Source organism: Acinetobacter sp. YH01007, from assembly GCF_013420425.1.
GTDB lineage: Bacteria > Pseudomonadota > Gammaproteobacteria > Pseudomonadales > Moraxellaceae > Acinetobacter > Acinetobacter towneri.
In genome coordinates, this window is the sequence record NZ_VOYC01000004.1 from 84,708 (window position 1) to 104,276 (window position 19,569).

At 42.5% G+C, this 19,569-nt stretch carries 16 protein-coding genes; 7 read left to right on the forward strand and 9 right to left on the reverse strand.

The features are described 5' to 3' along the window. Positions 1-25: 25 nt before the first annotated feature. On the reverse strand, positions 26-2,920 hold the full coding sequence (locus tag FTT74_RS02790; RefSeq protein ID WP_179988540.1) for a valine--tRNA ligase: 2,895 nt from the start codon (positions 2,918-2,920) through the stop codon (positions 26-28). A gap of 251 nt (positions 2,921-3,171) precedes the next feature. Between FTT74_RS02790 and FTT74_RS02795 the strand changes: the two genes are divergently transcribed. From FTT74_RS02795 to FTT74_RS02805, 3 genes are all read left to right on the forward strand, one after another. Then, the gene (locus FTT74_RS02795) at positions 3,172-3,840 is read left to right on the forward strand and encodes a hypothetical protein (RefSeq protein WP_004972289.1); all 669 of its coding nucleotides are present in this window, start codon (positions 3,172-3,174) and stop codon (positions 3,838-3,840) included. Between the two features lie 42 nt (positions 3,841-3,882). After that, positions 3,883-4,689 (forward strand): SDR family NAD(P)-dependent oxidoreductase, encoded by an 807-nt coding sequence (locus tag FTT74_RS02800; RefSeq protein WP_179988541.1) that lies wholly within the window; start codon positions 3,883-3,885, stop codon positions 4,687-4,689. A gap of 115 nt (positions 4,690-4,804) precedes the next feature. After that, positions 4,805-5,539, forward strand: coding sequence for a hypothetical protein (locus tag FTT74_RS02805; protein ID WP_179988542.1), 735 nt, complete (start codon positions 4,805-4,807; stop codon positions 5,537-5,539). 27 nt (positions 5,540-5,566) lie between these two features. Here the strand turns inward: FTT74_RS02805 and FTT74_RS02810 are convergent, their stop codons facing one another. The 8 genes from FTT74_RS02810 to sdsA form a co-directional block, all read right to left on the reverse strand. Then, positions 5,567-6,028 carry a YbjQ family protein gene (locus FTT74_RS02810; protein WP_179988543.1) on the reverse strand — a complete coding sequence of 154 codons (462 nt, stop codon included), beginning with the start codon at positions 6,026-6,028 and terminating at the stop codon, positions 5,567-5,569. A gap of 31 nt (positions 6,029-6,059) precedes the next feature. Next, positions 6,060-6,416, reverse strand: a complete 357-nt coding sequence (locus FTT74_RS02815) for a YbjQ family protein (RefSeq protein ID WP_004972285.1) — start codon at positions 6,414-6,416, stop codon at positions 6,060-6,062. Between the two features lie 141 nt (positions 6,417-6,557). Then, positions 6,558-8,003 (reverse strand): multidrug efflux RND transporter AdeIJK outer membrane channel subunit AdeK, encoded by a 1,446-nt coding sequence (gene adeK / locus FTT74_RS02820; RefSeq protein ID WP_179988562.1) that lies wholly within the window; start codon positions 8,001-8,003, stop codon positions 6,558-6,560. Continuing rightward, positions 8,003-11,182 carry an efflux RND transporter permease subunit gene (locus FTT74_RS02825; protein WP_004972283.1) on the reverse strand — a complete coding sequence of 1,060 codons (3,180 nt, stop codon included), beginning with the start codon at positions 11,180-11,182 and terminating at the stop codon, positions 8,003-8,005. The genes adeK and FTT74_RS02825 overlap by 1 nt, the downstream gene beginning before the upstream one ends. A gap of 13 nt (positions 11,183-11,195) precedes the next feature. Beyond that, complete coding sequence (locus tag FTT74_RS02830; RefSeq protein WP_167845836.1) at positions 11,196-12,440, reverse strand: efflux RND transporter periplasmic adaptor subunit; 1,245 nt, start codon at positions 12,438-12,440, stop codon at positions 11,196-11,198. Positions 12,441-12,461: 21 nt separating this feature from the next. After that, on the reverse strand, positions 12,462-13,079 hold the full coding sequence (locus FTT74_RS02835) for a phosphatase PAP2 family protein (RefSeq protein ID WP_004972280.1): 618 nt from the start codon (positions 13,077-13,079) through the stop codon (positions 12,462-12,464). Between the two features lie 142 nt (positions 13,080-13,221). Further along, a complete protein-coding gene (locus FTT74_RS02840; RefSeq protein ID WP_167845837.1) occupies positions 13,222-15,282 on the reverse strand; it encodes a site-specific recombinase in 2,061 nt (686 codons plus the stop codon). 12 nt (positions 15,283-15,294) lie between these two features. Beyond that, positions 15,295-16,272 (reverse strand): All-trans-nonaprenyl-diphosphate synthase, encoded by a 978-nt coding sequence (gene sdsA / locus FTT74_RS02845; RefSeq protein ID WP_104853134.1) that lies wholly within the window; start codon positions 16,270-16,272, stop codon positions 15,295-15,297. A 472-nt stretch (positions 16,273-16,744) separates the two neighbouring features. Here sdsA and rplU point away from each other — a divergent pair, with 472 nt between their 5' ends. The 4 genes from rplU (at position 16,745) to FTT74_RS02865 (ending at position 19,516) form a co-directional block, all read left to right on the forward strand. Then, complete coding sequence (gene rplU, locus FTT74_RS02850) at positions 16,745-17,056, forward strand: 50S ribosomal protein L21 (protein WP_004972275.1); 312 nt, start codon at positions 16,745-16,747, stop codon at positions 17,054-17,056. 19 nt (positions 17,057-17,075) lie between these two features. Next, positions 17,076-17,330 (forward strand): 50S ribosomal protein L27, encoded by a 255-nt coding sequence (rpmA, locus tag FTT74_RS02855; protein WP_004760935.1) that lies wholly within the window; start codon positions 17,076-17,078, stop codon positions 17,328-17,330. A gap of 230 nt (positions 17,331-17,560) precedes the next feature. Then, positions 17,561-18,259, forward strand: coding sequence for an outer membrane lipoprotein chaperone LolA (gene lolA, locus FTT74_RS02860; protein ID WP_096902723.1), 699 nt, complete (start codon positions 17,561-17,563; stop codon positions 18,257-18,259). Positions 18,260-18,718: 459 nt separating this feature from the next. Next, positions 18,719-19,516, forward strand: coding sequence for an RsiV family protein (locus FTT74_RS02865; protein WP_131260689.1), 798 nt, complete (start codon positions 18,719-18,721; stop codon positions 19,514-19,516). Positions 19,517-19,569: the final 53 nt, after the last annotated feature.

Consider the following 19,569-nt stretch of genomic DNA (forward strand, 5'->3'; position numbering starts at 1 on the left):
CAAATTAGATCAAACTAACAACACATTAAAGCGCTGCAATCTGCTCCATATTCGCTTTAATTTTCGCTAACTGATCTGCAAATTCAGCAAGTTTCACTTTCTCGCCTTCAACCACAGCCGCAGGGGCTTTCGCCACAAAACCTTCATTTGCAAGTTTAGTTGCAATTTGGTCATGCTGCTTTTGAACCTTGTCTAAGTCTTTTTGTAGACGACCCAATTCTGCTTTCGGGTCAATCAAACCCTTCATTGGAACGAATACAGACACGTGACCGACTACAGAAGAAGAAGACAATGGTGGTTGTTCACCATCTGCCAAGAAGGTAATGCTTTCAACTTTCGCCAATGCTTTAAACAACGGTTCAATACGAGAAATTTGTGCTTTTTCTGCTTCAGTCGTGTTCTGTAAAAGTACAGGCAATAAACGTGCATTACCTAGACCCATTTCACCACGAATGTTACGCACCGCACCAATCAAACCTTGTAGCCATTGCATATCTGCTTCGGCTTGTTCGTTGATTTTGGCTTCATCTGCAACAGGGTAGTTTGCCAACATAATGGTTTCGCCACCCAAGCCAATCATTGGCGCAAGGGTTTGCCAAATTTCTTCAGTTAAGTACGGCATGATTGGATGAGCAAGACGTAAAGAAGCTTCCATCACCGCAAGCAATACACGACGAACTTCGGCTTTGCGTTCTTCAGAAACAGACTCATCATTCAGAACAGGTTTGGTTAGCTCTACATACCAGTCGCAGTATTCATTCCAAATAAAGTCATAAATCGCTTGCGCAGCCAAGTCTAAACGGTAAGTTGCAAACGCTTGATGAACAGCTTGCTCTGCCTTTTGTAAACGGCTCACAATCCACTGTTCAGGCAATTCCCAAAGGTCTTGACGTGCCTCTTGACCAACCGTTTGACCTTCAACATTCATCAATACAAAACGGGTAGCATTCCAAATTTTGTTGGCAAAGTTACGATAACCTTCCACACGTTTCATATCAAACTTGATGTCACGACCTGTATTTGCCAATGCGCAGAAGGTAAAACGAACCGCGTCTGTGCCATAAGCCTGAATCCCTTCTGGGAATTCTTTGCGGGTCGATTTTTCAATTTTCGCTGCTTGTTTCGGGTTCATCAAACCCGTCGTACGTTTCTGTACTAAAGTTTCAAGATCTACACCGTCAATCAAGTCTAATGGGTCAAGCACGTTGCCCTTAGACTTCGACATTTTTTGACCTTCGCTGTCACGTACCAAACCGTGAACGTAAACTGTTTTGAACGGTACTTGTGGCGTGCCATCTTCATTCTTCATGAAGTGCATGGTCATCATGATCATACGCGCCACCCAGAAGAAGATGATGTCAAAACCTGTCACCAATACATCAGTGGAGTGGAAGGTATTTAAGAAGTAGTTTTCTGCATCTTTCTTGGCATCACCCGTCCAACCTAAGGTCGAGAATGTCCAAAGTGCAGAGGAGAACCATGTATCCAGTACGTCTTCGTCTTGGTTTAATTGAACATCGGCAGGGATATTATTTTTCGTACGAACTTCTTCTTCGTTACGACCTACATAAACATTGCCTTCAGCATCGTACCAAGCAGGAATACGGTGACCCCACCACAATTGACGCGAGATACACCAGTCTTGAATGTTGTTCATCCACGCCATATACATATTGCTGTATTGCTCAGGCACGAACTTGATGCGACCATCTTGCACCGCTTCAATTGCAGGTTGCGCTAACGGTGCAATTTTCACATACCATTGGTCAGTCAATAATGGCTCAACAATTACGCCCGAACGGTCACCGCGAGGTGGTTTCAAGGTGTACGGTTGGATTTGATCTAACCAACCTTCGCTTTTCGCTTGTTCAACTAATTTTTTACGTGCTTCAAAACGCTCTAAACCAATGTAGTCTGCAGGTGCAGGAATGGTTTTAGAAATTTGTTCGCCTGCTTTCGCAATATATTCAAACTCAGCCAATACTTCAGCATTTTTGTTGAAGATATTGATGATTGGCAATTCGCAGCGTTTACCCACTTCATAGTCATTGAAGTCGTGTGCAGGGGTAATTTTTACACAACCTGTACCGAATTCTTTATCGACATACTCATCTTTTACGATTGGAACGGCACGACCTGTAATTGGGAGGATGATGTTTTGACCAACAAGGTGCGAGTAACGCTCATCATCAAGCGCAACCGCAACCGCTGTATCACCTAACAATGTTTCAGGACGAGTGGTTGCCACCACAATATGATCTTTACCATCGTGTGTGCGTAGTGATTTATCTTCAAAGAAGTATTTGAAGTGCCAGAGTGAACCTTGTTCTTCTTTATCAGACTCAACTTCTAGGTCAGATAGGGCAGTTTGTAATTTTGGATCCCAGTTTACAAGGCGTTTACCACGGTAAATTAAACCTTCTTCATGCAGTTTAACAAAAACCTCTTTAACTGCATTCGATAAGCCTTCATCCATGGTGAAGCGTTCACGTGACCAATCTACTGAGGAACCTAAACGACGGATTTGACGGGTAATGTTACCACCAGATTGTTCTTTCCATTCCCAGACTTTTTCGATGAATTTTTCACGACCCAAGTCATGTCGGCTGATATTTTGCGCGCCCAATTGACGCTCTACTACCATTTGTGTGGCAATACCTGCGTGGTCTGTACCTGGTTGCCATAAGGTATTTTTGCCTGACATACGGTTAAAGCGTGTAAGGGCATCCATAATGGCGTTGTTAAAACCATGACCCATGTGCAAGCTACCTGTGACGTTTGGCGGCGGAATCATGATACAGAATGATTCGCCTTTTTCTGACGGCTTAAAGTAGCCGTTTTCTTCCCAAGTCTTGTACCATTTTTTCTCGATCTCGGTAGGATCGTAGGTTGTAGCAATATTTTGCGCTGAATCAGTCATAGTAAGAACAGGTTAAAAGTGAATAAAAAATTGCAACTATTGTAGCAAAAAAATTGCCCGCTAAGCGAGATTCAACTCAGCCAAACTTATCGCAATTGGCAGTTGGGCAAACTCATCGTATGATGGGCGACAAGTATGATAAAAACTTCAAGTTCTCCGTTGCCTGTAACACTGTTTTAAACTGGGTTTAAGCAATGGATTTTAAAATAGATGAAAACACATCAATACGGTCAAAATAGGCAAGTTCAGTTATGACTTATGCTGTATCTTTAAAATTAAAACCAGAAACATATCAAAGATTTCAACACATTCATCAACAACTCAATGCAGGTGAATCGGAAAGTTTATCTAAAGCTTTGGGGGCGGTACTGACCGATATTTCTTGTGAAATTATTGAGCAACTTTTTGGTGAATTGTCACGTTCTAGTCATTCACTGGATGGTGAATCTGAAAAAATTATTCAGCAAGTCATACAAACCATGCAAAAATATATGCCATGGTCGGTGTCGTTTTTTGGCAATGAACGCTTAACGCCTATGGTGAATTATCTGGCAAGCATGATGTATCAGCAGGAAGGGCAAGGTTTTGTGACTTATCCTGTCGATAGTATTGTTATGAAAGAAACGTTGGGTTGTATTGAGCAAATTCGGCAGGGCAACAGTGCATGTATTGCGCCTGCATTTAAAGGGTTTACTCAAATTATTGATCAGGGCGTGGGTTATTTAATTCGTGATCCGAAAAAAATGCTGAAATTTAATTTGGTGGTCGATAAAACTTTAAATGGCGTGATTCATTTGACTACGCAACTGGGGTATAAACGCCTAGAAAAAATGGGTGCGCAATTCGATTTGGAAAGTGCAGAGATATATTTAAACCATTTTCTTGGGTTTTTGCAGCATCCTGCAAAACCTAAGACTTAAATTTTGATGACTTAAATTTTTAAATAACGCGGACAAACGGTTATGGCAAAACGGGAAAACTTGGAACATAAAGTGGTGTGGATTACAGGTGCATCTTCTGGCATTGGTAAGGCATTGGCAAAAGAGTGTGCTTTACAAGGTGCACAAGTGATTTTAACCGCACGTCGTTATGAAGAACTTGAAAAAGTACGCGTGAGTTTGCTGAATCCTGAACGTCATCTTTCTGTATGTGCAGACATCACCAATGAAAGTCAGGTGTTACATGCGTATGAGCAAGTGTTGGCACGTAAAGGACGCATTGACTGGCTAATTAATAACGCAGGTTTAAGTCAGCGCGCTTTAATTGCTGATACGACCATGCTGACTGAACGCACCATTATGGAAGTGGATTATTTTTCTCAGGTCTTTCTGACTAAAACCGTCTTGCCGACCTTTTTACAGCAAAAACATGGTCGCATTATTTTTGTATCTAGTGTTGCAGCATTATTGGGTACGCAATATCGCGCGTCATATTCTGCAGCGAAAAGTGCCATTCACATGTGGGCGAATAGTTTGCGTGCAGAAGTAGCAGAGCAGGGCGTACAGGTTTCAGTTGTTTTCCCAGGATTTGTGAATACCAATGTGTCTTTTAATGCATTAAATGGTGAAGGCAAACCACAAGGACATCAAGATGAAGCCATTGAAAATGGTTTAGATGCCGATGTTTTTGCTAAAAATACAGTTAAAGCACTCATGGCAGGCGATGAATATATCGTGGTCGGGGGCGCTAAAGAAAAACTGGGCGTGTTGGTGTCGCGTTTATCGCCAAGTACTTTATATAAAATGATTCGTAAAACCAAAGTGAAGTAATTTTTAATCAAAGTGACTTCAAAATAAAATAATAAAAACAAAAAGAAGGATGAGCCATGCGTTTAATAATGAAAGGTTTTTTTTTATCAGCGCGTGGCTTTTCGCTTTCTTAGGGATGACTCAAACGACATTTGCCAAATTACAAACAAACGATGATTCGTTGTGTAAACAACCTGAATATATTGAAAAGATTTTACGACAGCACACAAATACAACCACAGTGAATGAGGACTTTTTGGCTTGTGCAGATTTCCCCAATGTTACTGAACAAACTTTAATTGCTTATGCTGAAACTCAGACAAAAGATGATCAACCTGTAGATGATTATCAGCTGACTTTTTTAACCGTAAATAGTAAAACGCAAAAGCTTCATTCAATCTATCACGTGAAAGAGCTTTTGCCTTCAGATGCAATTGAACTGCGTTCTATCCAATTAGATTTGGCGCCGTATCAAGTTTCTGAAAGCTTAAGGGCAATTGGTTTAAGAAGGAATTATGCAGGACGTTCAAGTGCCAATCCATTTTCGGCGCAAGTACTCGATTTATATGATTTACAGCATAACAAGAAAATTTTAAACGGTTTAATCGTAGCGCGTTATCAGGCAGAAACGGATACACGTTGTAATGCCGAAGTAATAGAAAGTAAAGCTATTTTAATGATGTTGCGGAATACAACTCGACAATATTTTGATATGCAATTACGTGATCGTATTCAACATTATGAAATGTCGGGAGATTTAGAAAATTGTAAAGAAACTAAACGCGTGTCTACTCAACAGCGTTTCACTTTAAAATTTGATGGTCAGCAATATCAAATTCCTCAGCCTTATCGAGATCAGTATTTATACTAAATTCTTTATAAACGCTGAAAGACGTACTCAGCGTTTTACAGATGATTGATTGATGTTATTTTGAACCGCCGTTCCATAAGCAAAGACTTCGACCATGCCGCCTTGCATCCCCAATTCTGTGGTGCTTAAACGCAGCCCCATAATATGATTTGCGCCCATTTTTTCAGCTTCTAATTTTAAACGGACGATGGCTTCACGACGCGCCCGCTCGACAATACTTTCATAACTGGTCAAGCGCCCGCCAAAGAAGTTCTGAATATTGGCAATCACAAACTTAAAATAATCATGAGAAATGACCACATTGCTGTGTATCAATTGCCCAAAATTGGGACTGGTCTGGAAGCGGTTATTATCAATCTGAATATAACTTAAACGCAGTTCTTGCTCGGCTAAATATTTGAAATGTTTGCGTTCGTTGTGTCGCCCAAAACCAAAGCCTACGGCAAATAAAATCGCAAAGACAACAATTTGCAGAATTAAATTATCCATGTGATGTTATTCCTGTTCAATAATCTTTGCTTTAGTGTGATGCTGGAAATGGGTCTGGAAGTTTAGGAATATCTGCCTCGACCACCACTGCTGTACCATAAACAAACAATTCCGAAGCACCTTGAGCGATATTTGAAGTAGAAAAGCGAATCCCAACAATAGCATTGGCACCTAAACCACGTGCTTTAGCAATCATACGATCCATCGCTTCTTGGCGTGATTCTTCTAGTAATTCGGTATAAGCCGTTAATTCACCACCGACAATATTTTTGAGTCCTGCCAAGAAGTCACGCCCCACATGCTTACTGCGTACGGTGCTGCCATAGACCACATCAATTTGCCGTGAAATACGATGACCTGGTACAGATTCAAGATTACTAAGCAACATAAGATTCTAATATTTAAAAACAAGACGTATTGAAGATATGAAATGTGCTTGCAAAAAGCAATAAAAAAGCCCACCGAAGTGAGCTGATTTAGTCTTTATATCTGAGCTGTTAAGCAGCAAATTTAAGGTAGACGCAAAGACTTATTGCGCTTTACGTTCTGCCGATGATGCAGGTTGCGAAGTAGCATCTGAAGTGTTGGCTTTCACACCGCCACCCAAAGATTTATACAACTCCACCTGATTGTTCAAATTGGCTTGTTCCAACAACAATAAACCTTGTTCTGCTGCATAAGACGTACGCTGTGCATCCAACACGGTTAAATAGTTGTCAATGCCTGCGCGGAAGCGTGCATTAGATAATTTATAAGTGGTATTGGTCGCATCAACCAAGCGTTTTTGTGCCGCTAAACGATCACCAATATTTTGACGAACTGCCAAAGCATCATTCACTTCACGGAATGCAGACTGAATTGATTTTTCATAGTCAGCCAAAGCAATTTGTTGATCCGTTTCTGAAATTTTGATGTTGGCTTGGCGTGTGCCCCAATCAAAAATTGGCAAGTCGATGCTCGGGCCCACTGCCCAAACAAAACTGCCTGATTTAAACAAATCACTCAAGTCAGTTGATGCATAGCCTGCATTGCCCGTGAGGCTAATGCTTGGGAATAAACGTGCTTTTGCTGCACCAATATTGGCACCCGCAGCCGATAGTCGATACTCTGCAGTACGAATATCAGGACGGTTATTCAGCAAGTCACTTGGTAAGCCAGCGCCAATTGCGGTAGTTTTGGTAATGCGCGTCACACGTTGCGTTGGCAATAACGCACTTGGAACTTGTTCGCCCACCAACAAGTTCAGCAAGTTTTGTGCTTGCGCGACTTGGGTTTTGTAGTTGGCGACATCATTACGTGCAGTTTCAACTGAAATTTGTGCCTGACGGACAGGTAATTCACTATCAATGCCGACATCAAAACGCTTTTTGTTGAGGTTATAAGACTCAAGCTGTGTTTTTAAGGTTTGGTCTGCCAGTTTTAAATTGGCATTGGCAAAAGAATAGTTGAGCCATGCTTGCGCCACCTGACCAATCAAGGCAATTTGTGTGGCATCACGCGAGCTTTGAGTTGCCAAGAAGTTATCTAATGCATTGTCTTTTAAGCTGCGTACACGACCCCAAAAATCTAGTTCGTAGGCAGTTACACCTAAACCAACGTTATAGCGTGTGTGTGTGCCTAAAGCAGTACCTTGGTCTTGACGCAGTACGCCACCGCTAGCACCAATGGTAGGTAACTGGTTGTTTTCGGTAATTTGATAGGCTTGTTGGGCACGTTGGATATTCAGCGTCGCTGTGCGTAAATCACGGTTATTGTTCAATGCCATATCCAAAACTTGTAATAAGCGTTGATCGGCAAAGAAATCTTTATAACCTTGTTCAGCCACTGAAGTACCCGATGCAGCAGCAGTATAGCTGCTTGGAATACTTGCCTGAGCGACGGGCTCTGGCCCACGCATACTTTGACAAGCTGTCAAAGCAAGCGCGAGGGCAGAAACCGCAATACCACGGCCTGTATGCGACCATAAGTTTTGCATCACGATACATGCTCCTGATTATTTTGTTGTTTTGGTTTGTATTTAAAGATACTTCTAATCCAGACATAGAATACAGGAATAAAGAAGATCCCTAACAAGGTTGAGCTAATCACACCACCTAACACACCATAACCTACTGAGTGTTGGCTACCTGCACCCGCACCTGATGAAAGTGCAAGCGGCAATACACCAAAACCAAAGGCCAAAGTGGTCATAATGATTGGGCGTAAACGCATTTTTGCAGCATGCAAGGTCGCTTCAAACAGGTCTTCACCTTTTTCTTGTAGCTCTTTGGCAAACTCCACAATCAAAATCGCGTTTTTGGCTGATAAACCAATCACGGCAATAATCGCCACTTGGAAGTAAATGTTGTTGGATAGGTTCGGGTTTTTGAACAAGATCATGCCCCCGAAGGTGAGCAATAATGCTCCGACAATACCCAACGGTACCACCAACAGCACCGAGAATGGAATAGACCAGCTTTCATACAAGGCTGCCAAACACAAGAATACAATCAGTAATGACAGTGCATAGAGGAATGGTGCCTGATCGCCCGATTCACGTTCTTCAAGTGATAAACCTGTCCATTCATAGTCAAAGCCGTTTAAGCCCATAGATGGAAGTTTTGCGACAATTTCTTCCATCGCTTGCATGGCTTCACCAGAGCTGACACCTGGCGCAGGTGCACCCTGAATGTTCTTGGCAGATACGCCGTTATAGCGTTCCAAACGAGGTGAACCATAAGTCCATTCACCTGTTGCAAAGGCAGAGAATGGCACCATTTCACCACGGTTGTTGCGGACATACCACTTGTTCAGGTCTTCAGGCATCATGCGTGAATCAGATTCGGCTTGCACATAGACTTTTTTCACGCGACCACGGTCAATAAAGTCATTGATGTACGAACCACCCCAAGCCATGCCCATGGTGCTGTTGATTTCAGCAATGCTGACACCTGCCGCACCTGCTTGCGCTTGGTCAATAATAATACGGTACTGTGGTGTATCTTCTTGACCATTTGGACGTACGCCCATTAAGCGAGGGTCTTTAGATGCTTCACCCAACACAATATTACGTGCCATGGTGAGTTTTTCATGACCATTGCCCGCAGCATCTTTCAGTTGCAAGTTAAAGCCTGAGCTGACACCTAATTCTGGCATCGCAGGAAGCTGTAATGGCATGATGTAAGTGGCATCTTTCACAATCATGTTCAGTGCCATACCACGCTGGATAATTGCACCAACTTGAGATTCAGGGCTTGTACGCTCACTCCAGTCTTTTAACTTAATGAACGCCATACCTGCGTTTTGACCAACGCCTGAGAAAGAGAAGCCTGAAACACTAAATACCGACTGCACATGCTCTTTTTCATTTTCTCTGAAAAAGTTGGTCATGCTGGTCATGGTGGCGTCAGTACGTTCCAAAGTTGCATTTGGTGGGAGTTGTACCAATGTCATCACCACGCCCTGATCTTCATCAGGCAAGAATGATGATGGTAGTTTTTGGAACACTAGCACAATAATGCCCAGTACCACTGCATATAAAACCCCCGAGAAGATTTTATGATGCGTCATGCGGTTAACACCACCTTGATATTTAACCGAGAGCTTATCGAAACTGCGGTTAAACCAGCGGAAGAAACGCGCAAAAATACCGTTGCTTTCAGGCTTGTTTGGATCGTGTTGTTTAAGAATCGTGGCACATAGGGCAGGGGTAAAGGTCAACGCTACGACCAGTGACAACACCATTGCAGTCACAAGCGTAATTGAGAATTGACGATAAATAACGCCTGTAGTCCCACCAAAGAATGCCATAGGTACGAATACCGCAGACAATACCGAGGTAATCCCGATCAGTGCGCCTGAAATCTGTTTCATCGACTTTTCAGTCGCCGCCACAGGGTCAAGATGTTCTTCGACCATGACACGTTCTACGTTTTCCACCACGACAATTGCGTCATCGACCAATAGACCAATCGCCAGTACCATGGCAAACATGGTCAGGGTGTTAATCGAGAAGCCAAACATGTTGATCACGGCAAAGGTACCCAGTACCACTACAGGCACGGCCATGGTTGGAATAATTGTGGCGCGCCAGTTCTGCAAGAACAGGAACATCACAATAAAGACCAAAATGATCGCTTCAATTAAGGTTTTAACAACACTCTTAATTGAAAGTTCAATAAATGGCGTGGTATCAAAAGCCAACTCATCCTTTAAACCCGCAGGGTAGTTAGGACGTAATTGCTTAAGGCGTTCTTCTACAGCAGCAGCGGTATCTAGGGCGTTAGCACCTGTAGATAATTTAATTGCGACACCGCCCGCAGGCTTGCCGTTGTATTTAGAAATAAACTGATAGTTGTCTGCACCAAGTTCAATTCGTGCCACATCACCCAAGCGCACTTGAGCGCCCGAAGCGGTATTTTTTAGGAAAATATTGCTGAATTGTTCAGGTGTTTGTAGCAAGCTTTGTGCAGTTACCGTAGCATTCAAAGCCTGACCTTGAATTGCAGGCGCACCGCCCAATTGACCTACCGCAACCTGTGCGTTTTGGGTACGAATCGCTTGAGCAATATCACTTGGTGTGACTTGCAAGCTCGCCATTTTGGCAGGGTCCATCCAAATACGCATCGCGTATGAGCCACCAAAGACTTGTACTTCACCCACACCTGCAACACGGCTCAGCGGTTCAGAAATGTTAGAGTTAACATAGTCTTTAATATCATCGGCAGACAGGCTTTCATCAGGTGAATAAAAAGCGAGAACCTGTAAGAAGCTCGCTCCTGATTTGGTCACTTTCACGCCTTGACGTTGCACATCATCAGGCAAGAGCGCCGTAGCAGATTGCAATTTGTTCTGTACTTGAACCTGTGCAATATCTGGGTCGATACCTTGTTCAAAGTTTAACGTAATGGATGCAGAACCGTTCCCCGCACTGTTGGATGAAATATAGCGCAGACCATCCAAGCCGTTCATTTGTTGTTCAATAATTTGCGTTACTGTGTTTTCCACAGTTTCAGCAGATGCACCCGGATAGGTTGCAGCAATGGTGACCGTTGGCGGTGCAATGGTCGGATATTGGGCAATTGGCATATTGGTGAGGGTAATAATCCCCGCCAACATGATTACCAATGAAATCACCCATGCAAAAATGGGGCGATGAATAAAAAAGTGAGCCATTAACGTCTACTCCTTATGTATTTGAAGTAGCTTTTGATTCAGTTGCTTGGGCTTCTGAGGCTGGTTTGGCATCCCCCGATTTTGCTGGTGCAGCAGCGCCTTGCGGTTGATACGGCTTAGCGACCACTTGCTGTTCAGGTTTTACTTTGGCAATACCTTCGACAATCACTTTATCGCCAGTTTGCAAACCTTCAGTCACAATCCAGTTGCTGCCTTGCGTACCAACTGTGGTCACAGGACGCGGTTCAACAATACCTTTGGCATTCACAATCATTGCCATTGCCTGACCTGTTGGGGTACGGCTAATCGCAGCTTGTGGAATTAAGATTGCGTTAGGAATCACACCTTGCACAATTTGCGCAGTGGCAAACATACCCGGCAATAATAAATGATTTGAATTTGGGAACACGGCGCGTAAAGTCACGGTGCCTGTTTCTGGGTTCACGCTGGCATCAGAAAAAGCCAAACGACCTTCAACAGGGTAGTAGCTGCCATCTTCAAGTTTTAATTTTACTTTGGTGTTGTTGCTGCTATTTAAACTACCTTGGCTCAATTGCTGACGTAAACGTAGTAACTCTGCGCTGGACTGATTGATGTCTACATAAATTGGATCTAAGCGTTGAATCGTCACCAACGGTTCCGCCTGACTAGCCGTAACCAATGCACCTGCAGTCACAGTAGAGCGGTTAGTTTGCCCTGAAATTGGGGCACGTACAGTCGAATAGCCTAGGTTAATTTCGGCATTGCGTACTTCTGCTTGAGTCGCAGCAACATCGGCTTCGGCAAGTTTTACCTGTGCCACAATGTCATCATATTCTTGTTTAGAGATTGCATTGCTGCCTACCAACTGACGGTAACGACCTTCTTTAATGCGTAACACATTCAATTGCGCTTGCTGGCGGGTGAGTGCTGCACGGCTACTGTCTAGACTGGCACGGTTGGTACGTGAGTCAATTTCATAAAGCGCCTGACCCTCACGCACGTAGCTGCCTTCGGTAAATAAACGTTTCAGAACCACACCACTGGTTTGTGGGCGAACTTCTGAAATTTCAAAGGCTGTGGTACGTCCAGACAGTTCTACAGACTGTTCCACGCTTTGTGGCTGTGCCACCAGTACGCCAACCTCAGTCGGTGGCATTTGCTGAGCTGCACCTGCTTGCTGTGCATCTTTTGGATCTTTGCTACAACCCACAAGTGCTAAACTTGTGGCTAATGCGCAAGCAGTCAGGGCAGGAGCCCAAAGCTTTGCAGACATCATTCTTTCACCTCTATTAGATTCTTATCTAAACTTATGTATTGGTTTGTCTTGCAGATATTGAGCGCAAAACAGATACCACAATGTGATCCAAATAAAACTTATGCTCCAACCAGAGAGGACATCTGAAGGATAGTGCACTCCCAGATACACACGGGAAATGCCCATCAGCAACATCCATAACCACGCGCACACAGACAAAATTTTATGCGCTGGATGTTGCAAACTCAGGTAAATCACCAAACAACCTAAAGTTGCAGCATAAAAACTATGAGCGCTTGGAAATGATGCGCCAAAAGTTTCCACCAAATGCAATGCTTCAGGCGGGCGAGGTCGCGCGAATAGGTATTTGAGCAGCCATGAAAGCGCAATACTTACGACCAGTCCTACACTGATAAAAACAATTTTTGTGTATTTTTTATACCATGCCAAATAGAAACACCATAGGCAGGTTAAAAATAATACAAATGGCATGCCACCTAATACAGAAAGTGTGATTGCCAATTGATTCAAATGTGCGGTGCGCTGGGTACTTAAAAACTCCACACTGGCAACATCAAATTGTTGCCAACTTGGAATGTTTAGCACTAACACACTGATTATAAATAGTAAACTACCGAGATAAAGCAGTATTTTAGGCATGCTAAAAATCCCTGTAAGTTTAACCGATTTGAGCACGGTTGATGAATGGAATAAAGTGTACTAGTCAGTACACTTTATTTCAAGCCAATGTAAATGAGAAGAATTTCTTTTTTTGTTACTTTGTGCGCAATGTAAATGTGCACTAAATTTTAGCATTTCGTTCAGTATTTGAGGATGCATCGTCATCCACTGTAATTGGTTGTTTCGGTGGCCAAAAGAAATCACTTGGACGGGTTAAGAAGTGAGTCAGCACCAATTTTGCCAAAGGTTTCCACTGTTCAAAACGTACCCGACGCGCACGCAATGCCACAATAATGGTTAAAGTAAAGCTGACAAATAAGTTGGTTAAACCAATTAGCAGTACGCCTAAAAAGGACACAATAATCAGGCCAATTTCAGGTGAGCCATTAATATTCATTAAACCCTGAATAAAGTTGGCAGAAGCGAAGGCAATGTGGCGAATATCAATCGGTAAACCCAAAATATAACCCAGTGTGGCGGTACTGCCGAGCATAATCCCGAACAGGAAATTACCTGCCAAAGCCCCTAAGTTTCGTTCTATATAATTGGCAAATATATTGAGACGTTCTTGCCCGAGTAGCTTTTTTAAATGCAGATGGGCTTTTAGGCGTGGCCCGACTTTACGATACACGGCCATGTTATCGAAATAACCTGCAATCAAACCAGACAGAAATAAAAATACCCCTGCAATGGCGGCATGTGGAATGGCAAGTGAAGTAAACGGATTCAAGTCGTGCAGCATATTGGATGCTTTGGCATGTGACATCAACGGTTCATGCAACATGGCATCCCAACTAAAAGCAATTAAGGCTGCGACTGGAATGGCAATCGAGATATTGCCCAAAATGGCGACGAACTGCGTGCGGATAATATTAATAATTAAGGCAGCAAGTTCGGCAATTTGTGCCATTTTAGAGCCTTTACGATGCTGTACCGTAGAAGCCAATGCTGCAGCAGTCATTGCGGGTTGTTTGGTGGCAACAGTAAAGTGCAAGACATGAATCAGCATAAAACCAAATGAATAAATCATGCTGTTGATGATGGCCTGCATCATCGGAGCGAGCACTAAACGCGAGGCGAGGGTTTTTAAAGTCGCCATCGTGGCAATTAAAACACCTGCACCTGCCGCAGCTTTATACATGCCCCAAAAGCCGTCTTTGTCGGTACTTACATAATGCTCACCCGTTTTACTAGCATTTTCAGTGACTTGTAAGGCAATTAACTCACTGTTTTCTGCAAGCAAGGAGCGTACACTGCGTTCGCTATACAATGCCGCAGTTACATCTACCAGTAATTGTCCTGCCGAAACATAACGGACTTTGTCTTGCGCCACGATTAAATTTAGCAACAGCTCAATCCGCTCTAAACATTGTTCCAGTAAAGACAATAAATAAGTCAGGCTGATACTGACGCCAGTACGTTTAGTCGCACGACGAATTTTACTGCTGACATCATGACATTGGTCAATCATTACCAAAGCTTGAGAGGCATCGGGTGGTTGAATGGCACTGATTTGATCGTGTTGTTGATCGGCAACTTTATAAAGCTGAATAAACTCGTTGATTTCGCGGTTTTGTGCCAAAAAAGGTGAATCATATTCACTTAGTTCAGGATAGGCACTAATAAATTCAGGATATAAACCAATGCCGCTGACCCGATATGACAGCACTGTTAGAGCTTTAATAATTTCACTGCGAATCAGGCGTTTTTGTGTTTGTCCGCCATGTCCGCGATTCAGTAAAGTAAATAATTGCTGCCATTCGGTATCTTCAATATTGTCGAGCCAGTATTTATCACTACGTAGTGGAAAAACTCGACGGACTAAATCTTGCAGTTGGCTTTCATCATTAATCAGCGGTAAAAAGTGCGCGCCCAAACGCTGAAACAACTGATTCCAAAAACCATCGAGCGATAAAATTCCCGTGTCGGCATATAAACTGGTTTGTTTGTATTGATTGATTAGACGTAAAACAAAATGTTGCAAGGTTGAGCTGGCATCGGGTGTCAGCAGCAAGGCTTGTAAGAAAGCTTGAAACTTTTGATGAGTTTCTTCTAAATCTTGAGTGTCACTTGGACGGATACGATTGACCAGTTCAATCAGCAGATTTTCATCCAGAACAGCTTTTGGTGTATCCAGCTGTTCTTGCATTTTTCTAAATAAATCGTTGAGTTTTATATGCATAAGCTGCTTAAATTATTGAATGCGATGTAAAGCCAATAAGGCTAAATTCTTTAAGGCCTGACGATACTCCGAGTCTGGCAGTGCTTCTAAAGCGGCAATAGCGGCTTCTGTTTCTTCTGTGGCACGTTGGCGGCAATAATCGAGAGCGCCAGAGGACTGCACAATGGCAATAACCTGATCGAGGTCAGAAGTACCACCTGTCGCAATACTGCGACGAATAATTTGGTGTTGTTCGCCAGTGGTATTTCTTAATGCAGAGATTAAAGGCAAAGTTGGTTTGCCTTCCATTAAATCATCGCCAATATTTTTACCTAATGTTTCAGCGTCTGATGTGTAATCTAAAATATCATCAATAATTTGGAAGGCATTGCCAAAGTGTCCTGCAAATAAACGCAACGGCTCACGGTACTGTGGCGTGCCTGTTAAAATTGCTGCACCTTCAGTGGCAAGTTCAAATAAACGTGAAGTTTTGCCGTGAATAATGTCTAAATAAATTTGTTCTGTAGTGTCAGGTTGATGCTGTGCCTGTAATTGTAAAACTTCACCTTCGGCAATTTCACAAGTCCCTGTAGAAAAGTCTTTTAGCAATACCAAATCGTTTAAATCGACCAATAAGTCAAAGGCGCGGGAGATTAAAAAGTCACCGACTAAAACCGCTGTTTGGTTATTCCAAGTGGCGTTAGCAGTAGGTCGACCACGACGTAAACCAGACTCATCCACCACATCATCATGCACCAAAGTTGCGGTATGCAGCATTTCAATAATTGCAGCCAGTTTACGTTGACGCTCTAAATCTTCTGCACCACAAGCTTTGGCAGCAAGTAAGCACATAATTGGACGCATGCGCTTACCGCCAGCTTCGACCACATGCTTACTAACCGCCATCACTAACGCGACTTTAGAGGTAATCCCTTCATTAATAAATGTATCCATCGCGGCAAAATCAGAAGCAACAGGGGCGAGAATGTCTTGCTTAAAGTCGATGGTCATGTGAAGAGAAACCTCAATAATATTGAATGACAACTTAGTTGAATCAGTTGTAACTTATGTTACAGCCAAGAAAACTGCTTAAGTCTGCGAAAATAACGCAATGAATGCAATAGTTAGGCACCTGCCAAATGCTGTAATTGTTAATTCTACTAGAAAACGAAGTCAATAACTTTGTGGGTAAATTCAGTTATTTGCTCAAGTTGGGCATGATTTTAACAAGCACAGCAGTTTACGCCAACACAATCTGTCTGTATTGATTGATCCATTGAATATGGATGAGGCTGCAGAAAGTCATTTACGCGGCTGGGTATTAAATAATCAACCTTGTTGTGCAATAATTGCCGTAAATGGCTTGTTGTTTGTGCGAATATCGCTTAAAATCTTTGCCCTTGAATAACCCCCAGTGGCGTTCGTTTTAAGATCGATATATCCCTTTATCGGCACGACGACACGGGCATGTTTGGAGTACATTATGTACGCAGTAATCCAAAGCGGTGGTAAACAGCACCGTGTTGTTGAGGGTGAAACCCTTAAAGTTGAATTATTGAAAGCTGAAACTGGCGCAACTATTACGTTTGATGACGTATTAATGGTTGTAAACGGTGACAACGTTCAAATCGGTGCTCCAGTTGTTGCTGGCGCTAAAGTAACTGCAGAAGTGGTTGGTCATGGTCGTCACGACAAAATCCGTATTGTTAAAATGCGTCGTCGTAAACACTACCGTAAGCAACAAGGTCACCGTCAATGGTTTACCGAGTTGAAAATTACTGGTATTGCAGGCTAATCACTAGGAGTAAATAGACATGGCAACTAAAAAAGCCGGTGGATCGACTAAGAACGGTCGTGATTCGAATCCTAAGATGTTAGGTGTTAAAGTTTACGGTGGTCAAACTGTAACTGCTGGTAACATCATCGTTCGTCAACGTGGTACAGAATTCCACGCTGGTGCAAACGTAGGTATGGGCCGTGACCATACTTTATTTGCTACTGCTGACGGCGTAGTAAAATTCGAAGTGAAAGGTCAATTTGGCCGTCGCTACGTATCTGTTGAAGCGTAAGCTGAAATAGTGAAAAAACCCACAAGTGATTGTGGGTTTTTTTATGCTTGTATGATGGAAAATTAGGGTCAAAGGATAACTTTTAGTTCTTCATCATGATGGATAAATTTCTACATTTTATATTAATAAGCATACAAAACTTCTTATTTTCTATCATATTAGCGCCAGAAATTGGTTTAAGATGGGACATCCAAAACATTGCGATTGAGCAAATATAAAAAGGTGAATCTATGAATATGCTTCGTAAAACGATGTGTGCTGTGGCATTGGGTGCAACCACTTTGGCGCCAATCATGAGTACTACAGTGTTTGCTGCGCCAGTGGCAGCATCGGAGCAACAAGCGACAGCAAACCTTGTTAAACAATTGAATGGTATTAAAAGTTTTACCGCCAATTTTGAGCAAACCACAAAAGTTAGCAACAATGGCAAGGCTTTGCCAAACCGTGGTTTATCGGCACAGCACATGAACCAGAATTTTAAAGGGGTTATGAAAGTTGAGCGTCCGGGTAAATTCTTTTGGGAAACCACCAGTCCAGCCAAACAAACAATTGTGACTACGGGTAAAACCGTATGGATTTATGACCCAGACTTACAACAAGCTGTACGCCAAAGCCTAGATGATCAAGTGGCAAATACGCCTGCGTTGTTGCTTTCGGGCAATACCAATCAAATCATGCAGTCGTATCGTGTGACCCAGCCGAATAAGTCAAAGACTTATTACACCTTATACCCAAAAAGTGATGATGGCGTATTTCAAAGTTTAACCATTAGTTTTGGTGCACGTAACGCGCCAACCTTAATGATTTTGCAGGATTCATTGGGACAAACCACGCATGTGCGCTTTAATAATGTAAAAGTCAATGCGGCGATACCAGCCTCAACTTTTAATTTTACTCCACCAAAAGGCACGGACATTATTGATCAATAATTGAATGTTTTCATACATTCTTTTAAAAGCATAATTTGTTATTCCTTATCCTAGCCTTCTCCCACAGGGAGAAGGTTTTCAGCTTCAGCATAGCGGAAATTTATTTGAATATTCTTCCCGAGAAATCCACAATTTCTGTGGATAAATCTTGGGATAATTCACATTTTGCAGTATGCAGGATATAGACTGAGTCATCACAGATCATCATTTTGCACTAATGATGTGTTATCAATATTTTGATTTATAATGAAAAAATAAAAATAATCATACAAAAATATGAGCATTAATTTTAAGCAACTTTATCCCCCGATTATTCCGTTACACAACTGCTCTAGGATTGAACAGCGAGAGTTATCTATAGTCTTGACTAATTCAATTGAAGCAATTTTATCGCAAGATTTGTGCAGGTTTGCATTTCTAATCATTGGACTTTATGAATCGTGGTAGAAGGGGAATTTAATGCAATATTTAAAATCACAGGTGTTTTTGGGTGCTGTCGCTTTAAGTTCGGTTCTGTTGTTGACTGCATGTCAGCCAAAGAGTGAGGCAACTTCTAAAACCGAAACTGAGCAAGCTGCGCCTGCATCTGTCACAGCCGAGATTCCTGTGATTCAAGCTAAAGTGGTGGCGCTTAAATTGCCACAACAGCAAATTTGTGATGAAGAAGGCTGTACTGCTTACGATATTCAGACAGTAAAAACCAATGTGGCGTGGATTGATGAATATTTTATGCAGCGTTTGCAAAAGGCAGACCCAATTGCATTTTCTGAAGCTGCGGCATCAACTGCAACGCCAAAGGTAGAAGAAACCGATCCTATGCGACTGAGTCAGAGTTCGAGCTATGTGCGTTATATCGGGCAACATGCCAATTTAGCGACGTTTAGTTTGCAAAGCTATAGTTACCCTGCGGGTGCAGCACATGGTATTCATCACCAAGAATTTGTGACTTTTGATTTAAAACAGAAAAAGCGTTTGGCGTTGCAAGATATTATGCTGCCCAATACGGAAGCCAAAATGACAGAAGAATTATTTAACCATAATTATAACTGGCTAGATGAACATGATATTTCCCGTGAAAAGTTTAAACTGAGCGATAATTTTTATTATGGCGCCAATGGTTTGGTCTTTGTCTACCCGTTGTATGAATTGGCATCTTATGCAGAAGGTATGCCTGAGTTGATTCTGCCTTACTACGCGACAGAAAAATTAATAAAGTCTGAATATTTGCCAAGTTTGCCGCAGTATCCTAGCCAATAAAATTGCACAAAAATACGCAGAGATTGCTGTAATAAGGTGCAGCCGTGAATCGG

Excerpts from the sequence above, each read along its gene's own strand:
- FTT74_RS02790 (WP_179988540.1), bottom strand. The coding sequence starts at position 2,920 with ATGACTGATTCAGCGCAAAATATTGCTACAACCTACGATCCTACCGAG.
- FTT74_RS02795 (WP_004972289.1), top strand. The coding sequence starts at position 3,172 with ATGACTTATGCTGTATCTTTAAAATTAAAACCAGAAACATATCAAAGA.
- FTT74_RS02800 (WP_179988541.1), top strand. The coding sequence starts at position 3,883 with ATGGCAAAACGGGAAAACTTGGAACATAAAGTGGTGTGGATTACAGGT.
- FTT74_RS02805 (WP_179988542.1), top strand. The coding sequence starts at position 4,805 with ATGACTCAAACGACATTTGCCAAATTACAAACAAACGATGATTCGTTG.
- FTT74_RS02810 (WP_179988543.1), bottom strand. The coding sequence starts at position 6,028 with ATGGATAATTTAATTCTGCAAATTGTTGTCTTTGCGATTTTATTTGCC.
- FTT74_RS02815 (WP_004972285.1), bottom strand. The coding sequence starts at position 6,416 with ATGTTGCTTAGTAATCTTGAATCTGTACCAGGTCATCGTATTTCACGG.
- adeK (WP_179988562.1), bottom strand. The coding sequence starts at position 8,003 with ATGCAAAACTTATGGTCGCATACAGGCCGTGGTATTGCGGTTTCTGCC.
- FTT74_RS02825 (WP_004972283.1), bottom strand. The coding sequence starts at position 11,182 with ATGGCTCACTTTTTTATTCATCGCCCCATTTTTGCATGGGTGATTTCA.
- FTT74_RS02830 (WP_167845836.1), bottom strand. The coding sequence starts at position 12,440 with ATGATGTCTGCAAAGCTTTGGGCTCCTGCCCTGACTGCTTGCGCATTA.
- FTT74_RS02835 (WP_004972280.1), bottom strand. The coding sequence starts at position 13,079 with ATGCCTAAAATACTGCTTTATCTCGGTAGTTTACTATTTATAATCAGT.
- FTT74_RS02840 (WP_167845837.1), bottom strand. The coding sequence starts at position 15,282 with ATGCATATAAAACTCAACGATTTATTTAGAAAAATGCAAGAACAGCTG.
- sdsA (WP_104853134.1), bottom strand. The coding sequence starts at position 16,272 with ATGACCATCGACTTTAAGCAAGACATTCTCGCCCCTGTTGCTTCTGAT.
- rplU (WP_004972275.1), top strand. The coding sequence starts at position 16,745 with ATGTACGCAGTAATCCAAAGCGGTGGTAAACAGCACCGTGTTGTTGAG.
- rpmA (WP_004760935.1), top strand. The coding sequence starts at position 17,076 with ATGGCAACTAAAAAAGCCGGTGGATCGACTAAGAACGGTCGTGATTCG.
- lolA (WP_096902723.1), top strand. The coding sequence starts at position 17,561 with ATGAATATGCTTCGTAAAACGATGTGTGCTGTGGCATTGGGTGCAACC.
- FTT74_RS02865 (WP_131260689.1), top strand. The coding sequence starts at position 18,719 with ATGCAATATTTAAAATCACAGGTGTTTTTGGGTGCTGTCGCTTTAAGT.